Here is a 17,211-nt window from a genome sequence, read left to right on the forward strand (position 1 = left end):
TCCTAGCGACTACCGCTACGGATTTCGGTCGCCAGCACCGCAGCCTGAGTACGACGCTGCATGCCCAGCTTCGAGAGCAGACGCGTCACGTAGTTCTTGACCGTCTTCTCCGCGAGGAACAATCGCGCGCCGATCTCCCGGTTGGTGAGCCCTTCTCCGATGAGGTCGAAGACTGCTCGCTCCTGATCGGAAAGTTCGGCCAACGGATCAGCTGTACGGTCGCTGCGGATCCGCTGCATCAGCGCCTCGGTTGCACGACTGTCGAGCAGTGAACCGCCGCGCCCGACTGTGCGGACTGCAGCGACCAGATCGGTTCCGAGAATCTGCTTGAGGACGAATCCCGAGGCGCCCGCCATGATCGCGTCGAGCAACGCCTCGTCGTCGGCGTACGACGTGAGCATCAGGCAGCGGAGGTCGGGAAGCATCGAGCGGAGTTCTCGGCACAGTTCGACGCCGTTGCCGTCAGGCAGGCGTACGTCCAGAACAGCGACGTCGGCGTTGCTCTGCGGTACCGCGGCCAGCGCTTCCCCCACGGACGCCGCCTCGCCCACCACCACGAAGTCCTCGACCCCACCGAGTAGGTCGAACAATCCGCGTCTGACGATCTCGTGATCGTCGACCAGGAATATCCGCGTTGTCATCGAACCCCTCCAAAAGACATCTCACGTCGAACGGTACCGGAGACGGTGGACTCAGAACTCATGGAATGCATTCTCTTCACTTGTTGACGTGCCGGACGATGAGAACCGGGCAATCCGCGGTGTGCAGGAGCGCCCGACTGGTCGATCCGAGGAGCATTCCTGCGAATCCGCCGCGCCCGCGACTGCCGACGACTATCAACTGCGCCGTCTCCGCGTATTCGCTCAGGACTCGGACCGGACGGTCACGCGCGACGACTCTTTCGACGACGACGTCCGGGTAACGCTCGGTGAATCCGGCCAATTGCTCGGCGAGGACAACTTCCTCACCCGTCTGGATGCTGCTCCACAGTGGGTCGTCGGGGGTGGCGCCCAACGAGGGCTGCACACTCACGTCGCTCCACACGTTGACGGCAATCAAGGTGGCGCCCCGCGCGGAGGCCTGCTCGAAAGCGTGCTCGACTGCCTCGATGCTGCTTTCGGATCCATCGACACCGACGACGACGGGGCCCTCGGTCGGTGGTCGACCGTCGAGCGTCCGTCCTCGGACAACTGCAACCGGAGATTCGCCGTGCGAGACAACCGAGACCGTCGCAGAACCGACGACCAATCCGGTGAATTCGCCGTGCCCGCGAGGGCCGAGCGCAATGATGTACGCGCCCTTGGACAATTCGATCAGGCGATCGGAGACGCTGCCGTCGAGTAGTTCGGTGACGATCTCGAGGTCGTCGTCGATGCTTTGCCGCGCGAGAATCTGTGCGCTGTCCAGACGAGCGGTGGCAGTGCGCCGCAGTTCGTCCTTGAAGCTCTCGGCGAGGTAAGGCTCGGAGTAGTAGAAGGCTGGGATGTGCACCACCGTCGCGATGTGGAGTGGTCGACCGAGCGCCACTGCCGTCCTCGCCGCCCAGACGACAGCCGACGACGCCGATTCCGAACCGTCTACCGCTACGACGACGGGTTTGGTTGCACTCATGTTCGTCCCTCCACAATCGACCACAGAATCTCTTCGCCCTCACACTATTGCCCAATGACGGCAAAAAGGATTCATCAGCCGACGCGAGTCCCGAATCGGACATTGGGTGTTCGGGTGGACTGCGGCAACGGCCCCGCCAACATCCCTTTCGGGCGTCAACGAGGCCACCGGTGCCGGATTCGCACGCAAACCCTGGCTACTCGATCCACGTTAGGTGAAGAACCCGACCGGTCAGAAGTGAAAAAAGTCCTGTCAACAAGCGCCCAAAATCGGGTTTCGTACGCAGGAGATCCCGAACCACCCGCCCTGCTGTGCGCCTTTATTAACCGCCGGCGGTTAATAAAGGCGCACAGCAGGGTCAGTCACAAATCTTGCGGAACTTCTCGATCAGCTGCACTCGGCCGTTGCGGTCGGCCGCCAACGGCGTGACGTTGAGCGTCGTGACACCGGCTTCGGCGAAGGCTGCGACGCGTTCCTTGACGTAGCTCTCGGGACCGATCAACGACACGGCGCGAACCAGTTCGTCCGGCACTGCTGCGGCGGCTTCGTCCTTCTTGCCCGCGAGGTAGAGATCCTGGATCTTCTCGGCGGCCTCTTCGTAGCCGTAGCGCACCGCGAGGTCGTTGTAGAAGTTCTTGCCCTTGGCGCCCATGCCACCGATGTAGAGCGCAAGGCTCGGGCGTACCCAGTCGAGCATGTGGTCGACGTCGTCACCGATGGCCAGTGCCGGCGACGCGTACACCTGAAGCTCACCGAGGCTCGGATCGCGCTTGGCCTTGCCCTTGGCGATCGGCTCACCCCACACGCTTGCTGCCTTCTCCGGATGGAAGAAGATAGGTTCCCAGCCTTCGGCGATCTCCGCCGTCAGCTCGACGTTCTTGGGTCCGAGCGAAGCGATCAGGATCGGGATGCGCTCACGCACAGGATGATTGATCAGCTTGAGCGGCTTTCCGAGTCCGGTGCCCTTCTCGGCGGGGAGGGGAACCTGGTAGTACTTGCCCTGGTACTCGACCTTCTCGCGGCGCCATACCTGACGGCAGATCTCGACGACCTCACGTGTGCGTCCCAGCGGAGCGTCGTACTTGACGCCGTGGAACCCCTCGATCACCTGCGGTCCGGAAGCGCCCAGTCCCATCACGAAGCGACCGTTGGAGACGAAGTCCAGGCCCGCCGCCGTCATGGCGGTCAACGAGGGCGTACGGGTGTAGATCTGAAAGATTCCCGAAGCGAGTTCGATGGTCGACGTCTTGGCCGCCAGGTAACCGAGCTGGCTGACGGCGTCGAAGGAATACGCCTCCGGGACGAAGGCGATGTCGAGGCCCGCCTTCTCCAGGTCACCGACCTCTTCGACGGTTTCGGCGAACCCGCCGCTGTAGTTCAAACCCATACCGATACGCACGTTGTAACCCCAATCCTGACGATTGCTGCCGTGTGCGACGCGCACACGAGCAGTGGTACTCCCATCGAACACTTACTCACATCGAACACTACGGAACCTGAGTCCGTATTCATGTGACTACCCCGTTCATATTCGATGACCGAAATGAACGGGGTAGTGGGAGAGCCTGTCGAGGGTCAGGATTCTTCGGGGCGAACCACCATGACGGGGCACTTGGCCGAAGCGATCAGGGTGTTGCTGGTCGAGCCGAGCAACATGCCGCGGAATCCACCGCGACCACGGCTTCCGACTACGACGAGCTGCGCTTTTGCCGACCAGTCCAGCAGCCGTCCGCGTGGGTTGTCGAGGTATACCTCGCGCCGGACCTTCACGTCCGGGTATTGCTCGGACCATCCGGCCAAGCTCTCGCTGAGTACCGCATGCTCTTCCTCTTCGAGAGACTGCGGGGCAAGCGCAGCGGCCCTCGGGTCTTCGAATGCCGCACTGCCGAGGTCACTCCACACGTGCAACGCCACCAACTCGACTCCGCGGAACGACGCTTCCTCGAAAGCCGCACCGACGGCCTGGGCGCTCAACGCGCTGCCGTCGACGCCGACCACTACGGGTCCTTCCGAGGGCACCGCACCATCGCGGTCTCGGACGACGATGACCGGACACTTGCCGTGACTGGCCACACCGACCGCGGTATTGCCGAGGACTGCTGTCGCCGCCTTGCCTGACGCCGACGCTCCGACAACGACCCGCCTGGCCTGTGCCGAACTCTCGATCAGCCACTGAGTTGCGCTGCCGATGGCGATTTCGGTGTGAACTTCGAGTTTCGGATCGATCTCACGGGCGAATTGTTCCGCCTCTGCCAAGATCGCTTTTCCGGCCTCTTCGACCCATTCGTACACCCCACCCGCGTCGACGTACGGTCCGCCGAAACCGTAAGGCGCGAAGTCGAGAGCGTGGATGATGTCGAGTCGCAATTCGCGCTGGGCGGCGATTTTCGCGGCCTCGCGGAGCGCTGTGGACGCAGTGTCCGAACCCTCGACTCCGACAACAACACTGTTATGTTCGCGTGAACTCATGTGCCCACCTTCCTGAAGAAGTAACCGAGCCACTTTCACTCTAACCATCCCACTTGTCCGGCTTTTTTGGGGTCGCCCCCTCTTCATTCCGGGGACTTAGGTCCCCGAAACTGTTGACGGATAGGAGAATTAGCAGAGCAATCAGGACCAGGTGTGAACAGGATCTCCCGTCCGCATGTTCTCCACGTAACCGCGGAGCATTCCGGTGAGCGCAGTCGAGCGGTCCGCGCCCGAGGCCTCCGCGTGCGCCACTTGCTCGCGTTGCCAGGCGGCACCGGTCTGCCGATTCATGCACCGCCCTTCGATCACGCCGAGGTACCGATCGCGGGCCGCGGCGGACAATCCGAAGTCGGCCAAACCCTCGTCCGCCAACGGCAGCAGCCTTCGCAGGACCAACTCGTCGGCACCGACCCAACCGATCTCCGGCCAGTACAGGGTGGCGTCGAGTCCGTACTTGGCGCCGATGTGCAGGTTCTCTTCGGCCGCATGGAACGACATGTGCGACCACAGTGGCCGCTCCGCGTTCACCAATGCGCGAACGGTTCCGTAGTAGAAGGCCGCATTGGCCATGATGTCGACGACGGTCGGCCCGGCCGGCAGCACCCGATTCTCGATACGCAAGTGCGGCTTGCCATCCGAGCAGTCGTAGACAGGCCGATTCCAGCGATAGACCGTGCCGTTGTGCATCTGAAGCTCGCTCAACTCCGGAACCCCGCCCGCCGCGAGCACTTCCAGTGGATCGGTGTCCGAGACATCAGGGAGCAGCGCCGGGAAGTACCGTGAATTCTCCTCGAACAGGTCGAGAACCGAATGGATCCACCGCTCACCGAACCACACTCGCGGTCGCACACCTTGGTTCTTGAGCTCGAAAGTTCGGGTGTCCGTTGCCTGTTCGAAGATCGGAATGCGTGATTCGTGCCAAAGCGCCTTCCCTGCCAGGAAAGGGGAATTGGCCGCAAGCGCCACCTGTACTCCGGCCAGACACTGCGCGGCATTCCAGTGCGCTGCGAATTCTTCCGGCGCGACGCGCAGGTGCAACTGCATGGACGTACAAGCCGCCTCCGGCACCACCGAATTGGTGTCGGCCCGAAGGATTTCCACGTCGCCACCGGGTAGCGCGACACCTTCGACGTCGAGTTCGATGTCCTCTCCTCGCGCGGCAAAAATTTGCTCGTTGAGCAATTCGTAGCGCGGGTTGGCGGTGATCCACTCACGATCGAGATGCTCGAGCTGCAGTGTCGGCAGCATCCCGATCATCACCATCTCGGCGTCGTGCGCGTGGATTCGCGCGTCTGCGACGTCGAGGGACGCCCGCAGTTTCTTCTCCAATTCAAAAGTCGCATCACCGGTGAGTGGGCCGGGCTCGACGTTCATCTCGACGTTGAACTGTCCGAGCTCGGTTTGGAAAACCGCAGAGTCGTCGATGGATTCGAGCACTTCACGGTTGGACATCGCGGGCGTCATGTCGCCGGTCACGAGGTTGAACTCGATCTCCATGCCCAACAGCGGAGCGGGCTTGTCGACGGCGTCTCGGAAGTCACCACCGTCGAGCATCTGCTTCATGGCGTCGACGCACGAGCGCACCTTCTTACGAAAGAGCCTACGGTCGGCTCTGGTGAATTCTCGCGCCGTGACCTCTGCACCCATTGCGCATTCCCCCTTCGACGATCAACGTCACTGAAGGCTATCCGTCCGGTGTCACCGACAAACGAGAACTGCGGTGGCACCGAGAAGAATTTCCCGACGCCACCGCAGTTCTCCGAAAGTTTCTTCTACGAGTTGTCGACCCAGGTGACAGCTACGCCGCGAGCCTGCAGCCACGCTGCGGGATCGACCTTTGCGCCGTTCTCGGCAACCTCGAAGTGCAGGTGCGGGCCGGTGGACTGGCCACGGTTACCCACGGTGGCGATCTGCTGGCCGGCGTTGACGCGCTGGCCGACGTTGACCTGGTAGTCGTTGACGTGGCCGTACGTGGTGACCGTGCCGTCGTCGTGCTGGACGCGGACCCAGAGGCCGAAACCTGACGCCGGGCCGGCGTCGATGACCTGGCCGTCGGCTGCAGCCAGAATCGGCGTACCGATCGGAGCCGCGATGTCGAGGCCACCGTGGTGTGCTCCCCAGCGCGAACCGAAGGTTGAGGTCAGCGTTCCGGACACCGGCTGCACGGTACGAGCTGAGGTGCCGGGGTTGATCCCAGCGAGGAACTGCTGTGCCTGCGTGTTGAGGTCGGCAGCAAAATCGGGAAGCTCGGGGATGTCGAGAGCCGGAAGTGCCGCCAATTCAGCCGGAACGACAACGCCCTCGGGGAGCAGACCCTGCGGGATTTCGATGCCGGCGATGGTCTGTGTTGCCGGCGCCGCAGCAGCGGTTCCTGCGCCCATCTGGCCTGCACCGACGAGGAGTGCACCGGTAGCCGCAGCTACGACACCTGCCTTGACACCGGCACCAGGGCCAGCCGACGGGGTGCGGTGGCGGCCGCTTGCTGCCTCGGGATCGATCTCGAAGACAACATCGTCATTGCCCGTGCGGTGGTGGTTTCCCACAGTGTGTACTCCGTCAGTCGTCGGCGTGCAGCGTCCTTCTGATGAAGCCCGCTCCTCTGTCTGCCGAAGAATGTAACAGTTTGATCAAGGCGGCCGCCACCGTTACCCGATCTTGACCAAAACTATTTGTCGCCGTTCTGTCGGCTGGCGTCCAGTTCTGACTTGAATGCGTCGTATCGTGCCCGGTGAGCGGGTCGACGCCGGATGATCGCCCACGCGATGCCCAGAACCACGAACCAGATCGGCGTGACGAGAAGTGCCTGCAGGGTGTCGTCCTTGGTTGTCAGTGCCCAGAGGATGAAGACGAAGAACGCGAGCACGACCCAGCACATCACGATGCCGCCGGGCATCTTGAACTTCGACGCCTCGTGCAGGTGCGGACGACGCTTCCGGTACACCATGTAGCTCGCCAGGATGATCGTCCACACGAACATGAACAGCAGCGCCGAAATGGTCGTGACGACGGTGAAGGCCTCGATCACGGAATCGCCCGAGAACAGCAGGATCAGCGACGCCAGCAAGAAGATGCAGGAGAACATCAGGGCGTTCGCGGGGACCTTGCGCGAGTTCAGCTTGCCGAGTGCCCGCGGTGCGTCGCCCTCCTGCGCAAGGCCGAACACCATGCGCGAGGTGGAGTAGATACCCGAGTTGGCCGAAGATGCAGCGGAGGTCAGCACGACGAAGTTGATGACAGATGCAGCGATGCCGAGGCCGGCGAGTGTGAACATGGCGACGAACGGACTCTTGTCTGCGCTGATTTCACGCCACGGAGTCACCGCGATGATCACGGTCAGTGCAACGACGTAGAACAGCAGGACACGAATGGGGATGGAGTTGATGGCCTTCGGCAGGTTCTTCTCCGGGTCCTTCGCCTCGGCTGCCGTCGTACCGACGAGCTCGATACCCACGAAGGCGAACACGGCGATCTGGAAGCCGGCGACGAAGCCCATGAATCCGGTCGGGAACATCCCGCCGTCGTTCCAGAGGTTGTCGATACCGGAGGTGGCACCGTTCGGCGCCGTGAACCCGGAGACGACCATGACGATGCCGACGACGATCAGGCTGACGATGGCGATGATCTTGATCAGCGCGAACCAGAACTCGGTTTCACCGAAGGCGCGAACGGTCGGGAGATTGAGGAGCAGCAGCGCCGCGATCGTCAGCAAAGCAGGAATCCACGCCGCGAGCCCTGGCCACCAGTACTTGAAGTACCCGGAAATCGCGATGACGTCCGCGATGCCGGTGACGATCCAGCAGAACCAGTAGGTCCAGCCGGTGAAGAATCCCGCCCAGGGGCCCAGCAGATCCGCGGCGAAGTCGGAGAACGACTTGTACGCCATGTTCGAGAGCAGCAGCTCCCCCATCGCCCGCATGACGAAGAAGAGCATGAATCCGATGATCATGTACACGAAGATCACGGAGGGCCCGGCGAGCGAGATCGTCTTGCCCGATCCCATGAACAGTCCGGTGCCGATGGCACCACCGATGGCGATCAGCTGGATATGCCGGTTGGACAGCTGACGTGAGAGGTGGGGGTCTTCGCCGGACGGCTTCGTCAGGTCTGGTGTATTCGCGTGGTCGGACACGGAGGATCCCCCTCGTCATACGGTTCATCCGGGGCATCGAAATCGTGCCCGTCGGGGGAACCTCGGAAAATGTGCTCTCTCAAAGTACGCGTGCACTGGCTCACATCACGCATCGGAAAGCGGACGCCGATAACCTGTCGAGGTGAACACTGACAGCACGGCCCATCAAGACGGACATATCGCCGCGACGCTGTTCGATTTCTCCGGAACCCTCTTCCGTTTGGAGGAGAGCGACGATTGGACCGAGCACCTCGTCGATCACCAAGGCGATCCGCTCGACGTGCACGCTCAAGCCGAGCTGATGCGTCGGATGACCGCGCCGGTGGGCAGAACCGTGGAGATGGACGAAGCGGGGATCTACGCGTGGGAGAACCGCGACCGGGATCCGAAGTTGCATCGTCAGGCTTACCTCGACGTGTTGAGTAAGTCCGGGGTGCCCGATCCGGTTCGGGCCGAAGCTTTCTACGCCCTGCTGGTCGATCCGGATCAGTGGTCGCCGTACCCGGATACCGGCGAGGTCCTGAAGTCACTGTCGGAGAAGGGCATACGCACTGCCGTCTTGAGCAACATCGCCTTCGACATCCGTCCGGCGTTCGCCGACCGCGGCTGGGACGTCTGGGTCGACGAGTTCGTTCTCTCGTTCGAGGTGGGTGCAGTCAAGCCCGAACCGGCGATCTTCGAGTACGCCCTCGCACAACTCGATGTGGATGCGGCACAGACTCTGATGGTCGGTGACAGCGACATCGCCGACGGCGCTGCCCGTGACGTCGGTTGCCAGTTCGCACTCGTCGATCCCCTGCCGACGACCGAACGCCCGCACGCGCTACTCGACGCAGTGCGGAAGTTCGGGCTTCTGTAGGGAGCGCTCAGACACCTTCGGTGAGTTCGCGCAACGACGCGTAGCGCTCGCGCACGTGGGGAGCTGGTTCGGCGTCGAATCGTCGCTCTTCCGGTTTCGGCCACACCGGCGGCTGCGTGTCCCCGGACAGTGCCCATGCTGCTTGCCTGCATGCCCCTTCGGCGACGTACTCACCCGGAGCAGGGATCACGACCGGCACTCCGAGAATTGCCGGCGCGATCTCACAGAGAGCGCGCGACTTCGCTCCGCCTCCCACGAGGAGAACTCGCTTCACCTCGACGCCTTGACGAACCAGGTCGTCGACGCCGTCGGCCAAGCCGCACAGGAGCCCTTCGATTGCGGCTCGTGCAAAGTGCGCAGGCGTCGAGTTCTGCAGCCGGAATCCGTGCATGGCCCCCGTGGCGTCAGGGCGGTTGGGCGTCCGTTCACCCTCGAAGTACGGAATCATGACCAGCCCGTCGTTTCCGAGGGGCGCCGTCAACGCCAAGCGCGACAGTTCGGCGTGATCGACACCGAGAATGGACGCCGTCGCATCAAGAATGCGCGCGCCGTTGAGAGTGCACACCAGCGGCAAGTGCAGGCCGGTTGCGTCCGCGAATCCTGCCACGTTCCCGCCGGGATCATGCGTGGGGGTGGCCGATACAGCCGAGACGACGCCGGATGTTCCGATCGAGATGATCACGTCACCGGGAACTGCCCCCAAACCCAGTGCGGCTGCGGCATTGTCACCGGTGCCAGGCCCGACAATACCTCCGGAACGTGTACTTCCGATCTTTTCGTTCGGCGATGCAACTCGGGGAACATGCGGGGTTCGACCGCGAAATGCCAACGCCAGCAAATCTTTACGATATTCGCGCGTCGAGGCAGCATAATAGCCGGTTCCACTGGCGTCGCCCGCGTCGGTAACAAGCTCCTCGATCGAGCCGGACCCACCCAACTTCCAGGACAACCAGTCATGCGGAAGACACACCGCGGCAGTGCGATCGGCATTGCCGGGTTCGTGATCTGCCAGCCATCGAAGCTTGCTTGCCGTGACCGCGGCGACCGGAACTACACCAACTGCGTCGGCCCACGCCTTGGGTCCGCCGAACTCTTCGACCAGATCGGTCGCAGCCTTCGCCGACCGAGTGTCGTTCCACAGCAACGCCGGTCTGACAACCTCGCCGCCAATGTCCAGACACACCATGCCGTGCTGTTGAGCTCCGACCGATACGGCTGCGACGTCGCCGAGCCCACCCGCCGCGGCGATTGCACTGTCCATCGCCTCGAGCCAGCATGCCGGATCTATCTCGGTACCGACGGGGTGCGCCGCCCGCCCTTCTCGTACCAGCTCTCCCGAATCGGCATCACGGACAATGACTTTGCACGACTGGGTAGACGAATCGATACCGGCTACGAGGGTCACACTGGCGTCCTTTCCGAAGGACCGTCAGCTCGCGTTGGCGACCGCGGGCATCCGGTTGCTGCGCTTACGCAGCGATCGCACATATTCTGCGCGCTCGGTCTCCGTCATTCCACCCCAGATGCCGTACGGCTCGTGGACGGAGAGTGCGTGTTCGCGGCACTGCTGGAGTACAGGGCACGTCGCGCAGACCTTCTTGGCGTTGCGTTCACGGTTCTCGCGGGCGTGTCCACGCTCGCCGTCCGGATGGAAGTACACCGCGGAATCGTGCCCGCGGCACGCTCCCTGCAGCTGCCAGTCCCACACTTCGGCGGTCGGGTACGGCATCGGAAGGTGCTTGTGCATGATGGCGACCTCAATTCCTTACTCGGGTGACACGGATTCGGGTGACTCTGGGCTGACGCCGGGTCGGACTTATCGACGCCTGGCCGATTGGCCGAGTCGATGTGCACAGACCGTTGCGAGTTCGCCGGTGACCGGCGGAGTCAGCGCTACGACGCCGTCGTCGAGAATTGCCTGCAGCCTGCGGAAATACTCGTCCGGGGCGAGGCCGAAGGTTACAAAGATCTCTTCGTCAGGTCCACCGTCGAACTGCTGCCACTTACGTGCGAACTCGACGATCTCTTGTGTATCGGTGCGGCTCATCAGGTTCTCCCCTGTTTGTGCGCCCTGCTTCACAGAAACTGCGACTCGTCTCCTCGGACGCCCGTGGCAGTGAGTCAAGACACAGACTATGCCTACTTCTGCTTTTTCACAAGACCTACTTACGTCTTTTTGTGAACAAAGTATGCCAACTTTCGCACGCTGAAGTTACCGACGAGGAATGCTTGAATAGGACAATGACCCGACCGTCCACGACTCCGGCTACTGCGGGAGAGGTATTCACGCTGATACGCAGCGGTTCCGCAACCACGCGCAGCGAGATCGGGAAGCTCACCGGCCTGTCCAGGACGGCGGTATCGGCCAGGGTTGCAGCACTTCAATCGCTTGGTTTGATCGCCGATGACGACGAGGGCCCGTCGACAGGCGGTCGGCCGCCGTCCACTCTCACGTTCGCGAACTCGTCCGGCGTGGTTCTCGTCGTGGCAATCGGTCGATCGCGGGCACAACTTGCCGTCACCGACCTGGCGGGCACGATCCTCGCGGCAGAAGACATCGACAAGTCGGTCGGGGTCGGCCCCGACGAACTGATGCCCGAAATTGCCGAGCATCTTTCGTCACTACTGGCCCAGGTCCACCGCGCGTCTACCGAGGTCATCGGAATCGGACTGAGCATTCCCGGAACGGTCGACGTCGCCGCGGGAGCAAGCCTCGACTCTCCGATGATGGCGGGGTGGGACGGAGTCGCGCTTGCCCCCTATCTGGCATCGGTGACCACGGCTCCGCTGTTCGCGGACAACGATGCCAACGTGATGGCTCTGGCCGAATTGAGCGAGCGACGCGAGAGTGCGCCCAACCTCCTGATGATCAAGGCGTCAACCGGCCTCGGCGCAGGAATCGTCATGGGCGGAGTCCTCCAACGCGGTTCACTCGGAGCGTCCGGCGAGATCGGGCATACCAAAACCGCTGCAGCGCGGGGCATGAAGTGTCGCTGCGGCGACGTCGGCTGCGTCGAAACTGTCGCCAGCGGTTGGGCTCTCGTGCACGCCCTCCGAGATCAGGGCCGAAGCGTCGGTCACGTGCGTGATGTCGTCCGCCTCGCCCTGGACGGCGACAGCGAAGCCCGCCGGCTCATCAGAAGCAGCGGCCGACTGATCGGCGACGTCATTTCCGGCGCGGTCAATCTCCTCAATCCCGAGGTCCTGATCATCGGCGGCGACATGGCCGAGGCGGACGAACTCTTCCTCGCCGGGCTTCGGGAGTCCGTCTACGGCAACGCAACGGCGCTTGCCACCCGAAAGCTTCAGATCGCTTCGGTCAGCCACGGCGCACAATCCGGCATCCTCGGTTGTGCGGTTCTCGTCCTCGACCATCTGCTCAGCGCCAGGGAAATCGATCTGCGGATCGCGGCGTCACTCCACACGTGAGTCGCTGACTTCTCGCACGCTCCGCATCAAACAATCAGACTTTTCCGGCATCGCTTGTGTTGACGCTCACACTTCTGCATAATTCATTACCTACCGATCATTCGGTTGTCGATATCGACGATGAGATCGCGCAGGAACGCTCCGAGTCAGCCAAAAGCATGCACCGAGCACACCGGCAACGTCGCAGATCGAACAGCGTTTCTCCCCTGTTCCGACTTCGCAGTTTCACCGTGTCGGTGAACCACGTGACTGGCAGAAAGTAGCTCGATGACCACAACCAGAACTGGCACCAAGCCCGCCGCGAAGGAATACGACCGCGCCGCGATGGCGTCGATGGTCGGCACCACCGTCGAGTGGTACGACTTCTTCATCTACGCCCAAGCTGCAGCCCTGATCTTTGCCGACCTGTTCTTCAAGCCGATGGGCTCGGCAGGCCAGATCGTCTCCTACGTCACGGTCGGCATCAGCTTTGTCTTCCGTCCTCTCGGTGCCATCGTGGCCGGCTATCTCGGCGACAGGCTCGGCCGCAAACGTGTCCTGGTCGCGACGTTGGCGATGATGGGTGCCGCGACGGTTCTCATCGGCGTGCTGCCGACGTATGCATCGATCGGAATCTGGGCACCGATCCTGTTGATCCTGCTTCGCGTCGTCCAAGGATTCTCGACGGGCGGCGAATGGGGCGGGGCCGCTCTTCTTGCCGTCGAACACGCACCCACCAAGCGTCGAGGATTCTTCGGAGCGTTCGTACAGATGGGAGTACCGCTCGGAATGTTGCTCGCCACCGGCGTTTTGGCACTGTGCACGTTCACCCTCACGGACGAACAGTTCACCACCTGGGGATGGCGAGTGCCGTTCCTGCTCAGCGTCGTGTTGATCGGCGTCGGCTTCTACATTCGAAGCAAGGTCAGCGAGTCACCCGTATTCGCCGAACTCAAGGAACGCCGCACCGAGAGCAACACGCCTATCCGAACTCTGTTCAAGAAACACCCGAAGCAGGTCGTACTCGCGGCGCTGTCCTTCATCGGCACAAACGGCAACGGCTACATGGTGATCGGCGGATTCATCGTCGCGTACGCAACCAAGACCTATGGCCTGGGTAAGACCGAACTACTGATTGCCACGCTCGCAAGTGCCGTCACGTGGGGCGTTTTCACCATGATCGGCGCCTACTGGTCGGATCGACGCGGCCGCACCACGGTGATGAACGTGGGCAACCTCGCAATGGTCCTCTTCGCGGTGCCGTTCTTCCTCCTCATCGACACCGGGAATCTCGGCTGGATCTACGTGGCGATGATCCTGTTCTCGGTCGGACTCGGGCTGTCGTACGGACCTCAACCCGCGTTGTTCGCCGAACTGTTCCCGGCTTCGATCCGTTACAGCGGTGCGTCGATCTCCTACGCGGTAGGCACCATCTTCGGCGGCGCCTTTGCTCCCACCGTCGCACAGTGGCTCCTCGGCAAGACCGGTGGCACCCTTGCCATCTCGATATACCTCGCCCTGCTGGCCGCGGTCTCGTTCGTCGCCACGATGCTCATCAAGGATCGATCAGGACGAGACCTGATGGTGTAATCGACCTGAATGTGGACGCCCAACGGCGTCGCGATGCCGGAGTTTGTCAGCCGAACTTTCGAAAGGCGAACTCCGGCAACTTCTTCGCAGCATTCGCTGTGCGCACGATCTTGTGGTTCTTGCCTCGCATCAGCGCCAGTTGGATCCGCGATTCGATCCAGAACGCGCCGCGAGGCGAGCGGTTCCAGGTCTTGTGCAGCAACGTCTTCGTCGCTGCGACGGCGTCCGGCGAGCGAACCGCGATCTGCGACAGCAGTTCCTGCGCCGGCTTGATCGGATTGTCGCTGACTCCGCTCACGAACCCCCACTCGAGAGCCTGATTTCCGTCGAACAGTTCAGCAGTCATGGCGAGGCGTTTCACGACGTCCATTGCCGCGAGTTCGCGCATCGTGACCGTTCCGGTCATGTCGGGGATCAATCCCCACTTCGCCTCCATCACCGAGAACGTGCAATCGGGGGTGGTGAATCGAAAGTCTGCGGCGAGCGCCAATTGCAGTCCCCCGCCGAAGCAGTGCCCGTGAACGACCGCGATGACCGGCACGGGCAATTCACGCCACACCCAGCACGCGCGTTGGAAGAGGTTGGTCGTCTGACCGGGAAACTTCGCGAAGGCCTTTGCCATCCGCCTCGGCTGCTTGCCCGCAGAAGCGAAGTCCAACCCGGCAGAGAATGCGTCACCCGCGCCTTGCAGAACCACGCCCCGAATCGAACGATCGGTTTCGATCGTTCGAGCGGCATTCACCAGCGCGTCGAGCATGTCCAGATCGAGACCGTTGAGTTTCTCCGGTCGGTTCAGCGTCACGTACGCCACCGACTGCACTACCTCGACACGAACACGATCACTCACGGCAACTCCTCCGATTCGACATATCCCCGACGAACTTACCTGAGAGTAAGTTCCCCGGGGATTCGTCATGCCATCTCGGCAAGAAGTTCCATGGTCACTTTGCCGGCAGGATCCGAATCAGTGGATGAAGGCACGGCCACAACGGTGTCCACGCCCGTTCGCCTAGTTAGGGTCGCGGCGCTACAACGTCTGGCTGGCGCGGGGGAAATCTCCAACTCCGTGTTGTCCGCACGGTTGGCAATCCTGACGGCCGACGGAAATGCGCGAGCCTCGTGAATATGAACAGAACCCACCGAGACACGAGTACTCGGTCACTTGCAAAGGGCAGTCAATCTGGCCCGTCCTCATCACCATGTAATCGCGGGAGAAGCGGTGTGCGCCCAATAAACCGCACCGCTACCACCACTACGGCACAGCACCTTCGGAAACGAACCGAGGTCTTCGGACATCGAGGCCGTCGACCTCACCACCTCGGTTCACGTACCCGGGTCCGGCTGGTCCTGAGGTCCCCGCTCAGCCGGCAGTGCGGATCCGGTCGAAGCTCCGGCCTCGGTGTTCGAGCGGCAGCCTGTCCCCTCGCCCGAACAGTTTGTTGCGCAGCGTTCCCTCATCGTAGTCGTCCTGGTAGGCACCTCGTTTGGTCAGCTCCGGAATCACATGCTCCACAATGTCTTCGAAGGTTCCGGGAGTCACCGCGTACGCGAGATTGAAACCGTCGACGTCGGTCTCGGACACCCACTCCTGCAACTCGTCGGCGACCTCCGCGCCGGAACCGACAACGATCGGGCCGAGCCCGCCGATGCCCGCCCACTCCGCGATGTCCCCCACCGTCCATTCGCCGCCCTTCTCGTCGGCCTGACGAAACGATGCGACCGCGGATTGAATGGCATTGCTCTCGACGTTCCCGATCGGCTCGTCCGCTCGGTATCCGGAGAGGTCGATTCCCATCCACCCCGAGGTGAAAACGAGCGCGCCTTCACTACTCGCGTAGCTGCGGTAGTCCTCGAGCTTCGCCTGGGCCAACTCAGGGGTTCGGTCGGTGATGATCGTCAACAGTGTGTAGATGCGGGCCGAGTACGGATCTCGCCCGACCTTCGTCAGTTCGTTTCGGATTCGAGCAACGGTGTCTTTGAGAATCGCCTTTGTCGGTGCACCCACAAAGATCGCCTCGGCATTCGCAGCGGCGAACCGCACCCCACGAGGCGACGCGCCGGCCTGGAAGATGACCGGCGTCCGCTGCGGAGAAGGTTCGGAGATGTGGATGCCCGGAACCGTGAAGTGCTTGCCTTCGTGCTCGATCGGATGAACCTTGGCGGGGTCCGTGTAGACCCCGGTGGTTCTGTCACGCACCACCGCGTCGTCTTCCCACGACGTTTCCCACAACTTGTAGAGAACTTCGAGGTACTCGGCCGCGTGGTCGTAGCGATCGTCGTGCTGGAGTTGGTCGTCCTCGCCCATGTTCCGCGCGGCCGAGGGGAGGTATCCGGTGACCACGTTCCACCCGATTCGCCCGTTCGTCAGATGGTCGAGGGTGCTCAAGCGCCGAGCGAACGGGTAGGGATGCTCGAAAGCTGTACCTGCGGTGATCCCGAAGCCCAAGTGCTCGGTCACGGCAGCCATCGCCGACGCCAGCAGTAGCGGGTCCGAGACCGGTACCTGCGCGCCCTGCCGCAGCGCTGCGTCGTGATTGCCGCCGTACACGTCGTACGTTCCCAACACGTCAGCCAGGAACAGCCCGTCGAATCGTCCACGCTCGAGGAGCTTCGCCAACTCCGTCCAGTACGTCAGATCCGTGTACCTGGACGACTGGTCCTCCGGGTGGCGCCACAGACCTGGCGATTGGTGGGCGACGCAGTTCATGGCAAAGGCGTTGAAGCGGATTCTGCGGGTCATTCCCGCACGATGCCGTGCCTGCTCCGCGGTGAACACCATTGCGATCAGTGCGATCGGTTCGGCTCCTGCTTGCACCCGGCGATACCGTCGACTTCGCGACCTCGTCGGCGGGCCGCTACACTGACTAGCGCAGCTGTGACGCCCGAGGCTTCGTGCCGACAGGTCGAGCGGACGCAACAGCAGTATCGAGAAGCGAAAACCCCGGCAGCACAGGGTTTTCAGTGCTTGTCGGTACGCTCCCCGCCCTCGTAGCTCAGGGGATAGAGCATTCCTCTCCTAAAGGAAGGGTCGCAGGTTCGAATCCTGCCGAGGGCACATCCATGCCTCAAACCGCAGGTCAAAATATCGATCTAACCTGCACTGCATCCCTCGGTACATACCGTAATATTCGGTGTTATTCGATGT

16 protein-coding genes and 1 tRNA gene are annotated in these 17,211 nt (G+C 62.4%); 5 read left to right on the forward strand and 12 right to left on the reverse strand.

Annotation, left to right across the window (positions count from 1 at the left end; all coding sequences use genetic code 11):
* Window positions 1–2 precede the first annotated feature (2 nt).
* The 7 genes from ATN37_RS03105 to cycA all read right to left on the reverse strand — a co-directional run bounded on the left by ATN37_RS03105 (window position 3) and on the right by cycA (window position 8,209).
* Window positions 3–641 carry a response regulator transcription factor gene (locus ATN37_RS03105; protein ID WP_003946380.1) on the reverse strand — a complete coding sequence of 213 codons (639 nt, stop codon included), beginning with the start codon at window positions 639–641 and terminating at the stop codon, window positions 3–5.
* Window positions 642–717: 76 nt separating this feature from the next.
* Window positions 718–1,611: a universal stress protein gene (locus ATN37_RS03110; RefSeq protein WP_003946389.1), complete on the reverse strand. Its 894-nt coding sequence runs from the start codon at window positions 1,609–1,611 to the stop codon at window positions 718–720.
* Window positions 1,612–1,969: 358 nt separating this feature from the next.
* Window positions 1,970–3,010, reverse strand: a complete 1,041-nt coding sequence (locus ATN37_RS03115; RefSeq protein ID WP_007727670.1) for an LLM class F420-dependent oxidoreductase — start codon at window positions 3,008–3,010, stop codon at window positions 1,970–1,972.
* A 176-nt stretch (window positions 3,011–3,186) separates the two neighbouring features.
* Window positions 3,187–4,080 (reverse strand): universal stress protein, encoded by an 894-nt coding sequence (locus ATN37_RS03120; protein ID WP_007727672.1) that lies wholly within the window; start codon window positions 4,078–4,080, stop codon window positions 3,187–3,189.
* Between the two features lie 141 nt (window positions 4,081–4,221).
* On the reverse strand, window positions 4,222–5,727 hold the full coding sequence (locus tag ATN37_RS03125; protein WP_050654664.1) for a glutamate-cysteine ligase family protein: 1,506 nt from the start codon (window positions 5,725–5,727) through the stop codon (window positions 4,222–4,224).
* 125 nt (window positions 5,728–5,852) lie between these two features.
* Entirely contained in the window at window positions 5,853–6,623 is a 771-nt protein-coding gene (locus tag ATN37_RS03130; protein WP_003946431.1) for a M23 family metallopeptidase, read from the reverse strand.
* 122 nt (window positions 6,624–6,745) lie between these two features.
* Window positions 6,746–8,209: a D-serine/D-alanine/glycine transporter gene (gene cycA, locus ATN37_RS03135; protein ID WP_003946351.1), complete on the reverse strand. Its 1,464-nt coding sequence runs from the start codon at window positions 8,207–8,209 to the stop codon at window positions 6,746–6,748.
* A 142-nt stretch (window positions 8,210–8,351) separates the two neighbouring features.
* Here cycA and ATN37_RS03140 point away from each other — a divergent pair, with 142 nt between their 5' ends.
* A complete protein-coding gene (locus ATN37_RS03140) occupies window positions 8,352–9,068 on the forward strand; it encodes an HAD family hydrolase (RefSeq protein ID WP_007727677.1) in 717 nt (238 codons plus the stop codon).
* Window positions 9,069–9,075: 7 nt separating this feature from the next.
* On the opposite strand, the gene xylB is transcribed toward ATN37_RS03140, so the two are convergent.
* The 3 genes from xylB to ATN37_RS03155 form a co-directional block, all read right to left on the reverse strand.
* Window positions 9,076–10,473 carry a xylulokinase gene (gene xylB, locus ATN37_RS03145; RefSeq protein ID WP_218694733.1) on the reverse strand — a complete coding sequence of 466 codons (1,398 nt, stop codon included), beginning with the start codon at window positions 10,471–10,473 and terminating at the stop codon, window positions 9,076–9,078.
* Between the two features lie 24 nt (window positions 10,474–10,497).
* Window positions 10,498–10,815, reverse strand: a complete 318-nt coding sequence (locus ATN37_RS03150; protein ID WP_003946343.1) for a WhiB family transcriptional regulator — start codon at window positions 10,813–10,815, stop codon at window positions 10,498–10,500.
* A gap of 69 nt (window positions 10,816–10,884) precedes the next feature.
* A complete protein-coding gene (locus ATN37_RS03155) occupies window positions 10,885–11,115 on the reverse strand; it encodes a DUF3263 domain-containing protein (RefSeq protein WP_020970382.1) in 231 nt (76 codons plus the stop codon).
* A gap of 194 nt (window positions 11,116–11,309) precedes the next feature.
* Here ATN37_RS03155 and ATN37_RS03160 point away from each other — a divergent pair, with 194 nt between their 5' ends.
* Window positions 11,310–12,497: an ROK family transcriptional regulator gene (locus ATN37_RS03160; protein WP_003946405.1), complete on the forward strand. Its 1,188-nt coding sequence runs from the start codon at window positions 11,310–11,312 to the stop codon at window positions 12,495–12,497.
* 267 nt (window positions 12,498–12,764) lie between these two features.
* Window positions 12,765–14,066: an MFS transporter gene (locus tag ATN37_RS03165; RefSeq protein ID WP_007727683.1), complete on the forward strand. Its 1,302-nt coding sequence runs from the start codon at window positions 12,765–12,767 to the stop codon at window positions 14,064–14,066.
* A 46-nt stretch (window positions 14,067–14,112) separates the two neighbouring features.
* Here ATN37_RS03165 and ATN37_RS03170 read toward each other — a convergent pair whose 3' ends face one another.
* Window positions 14,113–14,913: a crotonase/enoyl-CoA hydratase family protein gene (locus tag ATN37_RS03170; protein WP_218694735.1), complete on the reverse strand. Its 801-nt coding sequence runs from the start codon at window positions 14,911–14,913 to the stop codon at window positions 14,113–14,115.
* Window positions 14,914–15,172: 259 nt separating this feature from the next.
* Between ATN37_RS03170 and ATN37_RS32345 the strand changes: the two genes are divergently transcribed.
* Window positions 15,173–15,271 carry a winged helix-turn-helix transcriptional regulator gene (locus tag ATN37_RS32345; RefSeq protein ID WP_228401232.1) on the forward strand — a complete coding sequence of 33 codons (99 nt, stop codon included), beginning with the start codon at window positions 15,173–15,175 and terminating at the stop codon, window positions 15,269–15,271.
* Between the two features lie 155 nt (window positions 15,272–15,426).
* Here the strand turns inward: ATN37_RS32345 and ATN37_RS03180 are convergent, their stop codons facing one another.
* Window positions 15,427–16,806 (reverse strand): LLM class flavin-dependent oxidoreductase, encoded by a 1,380-nt coding sequence (locus ATN37_RS03180; protein ID WP_218694737.1) that lies wholly within the window; start codon window positions 16,804–16,806, stop codon window positions 15,427–15,429.
* Window positions 16,807–17,048: 242 nt separating this feature from the next.
* On the opposite strand from ATN37_RS03180, the gene ATN37_RS03185 reads away from it, so the two are divergent.
* Window positions 17,049–17,121: transfer RNA gene (locus ATN37_RS03185), tRNA-Arg, on the forward strand.
* Window positions 17,122–17,211: the final 90 nt, after the last annotated feature.

Origin of the sequence: Rhodococcus sp. MH15, from assembly GCF_019266045.1 — a bacterium.
In the GTDB taxonomy this organism is placed as follows: Bacteria; Actinomycetota; Actinomycetes; order Mycobacteriales; family Mycobacteriaceae; genus Rhodococcus_F; species Rhodococcus_F qingshengii.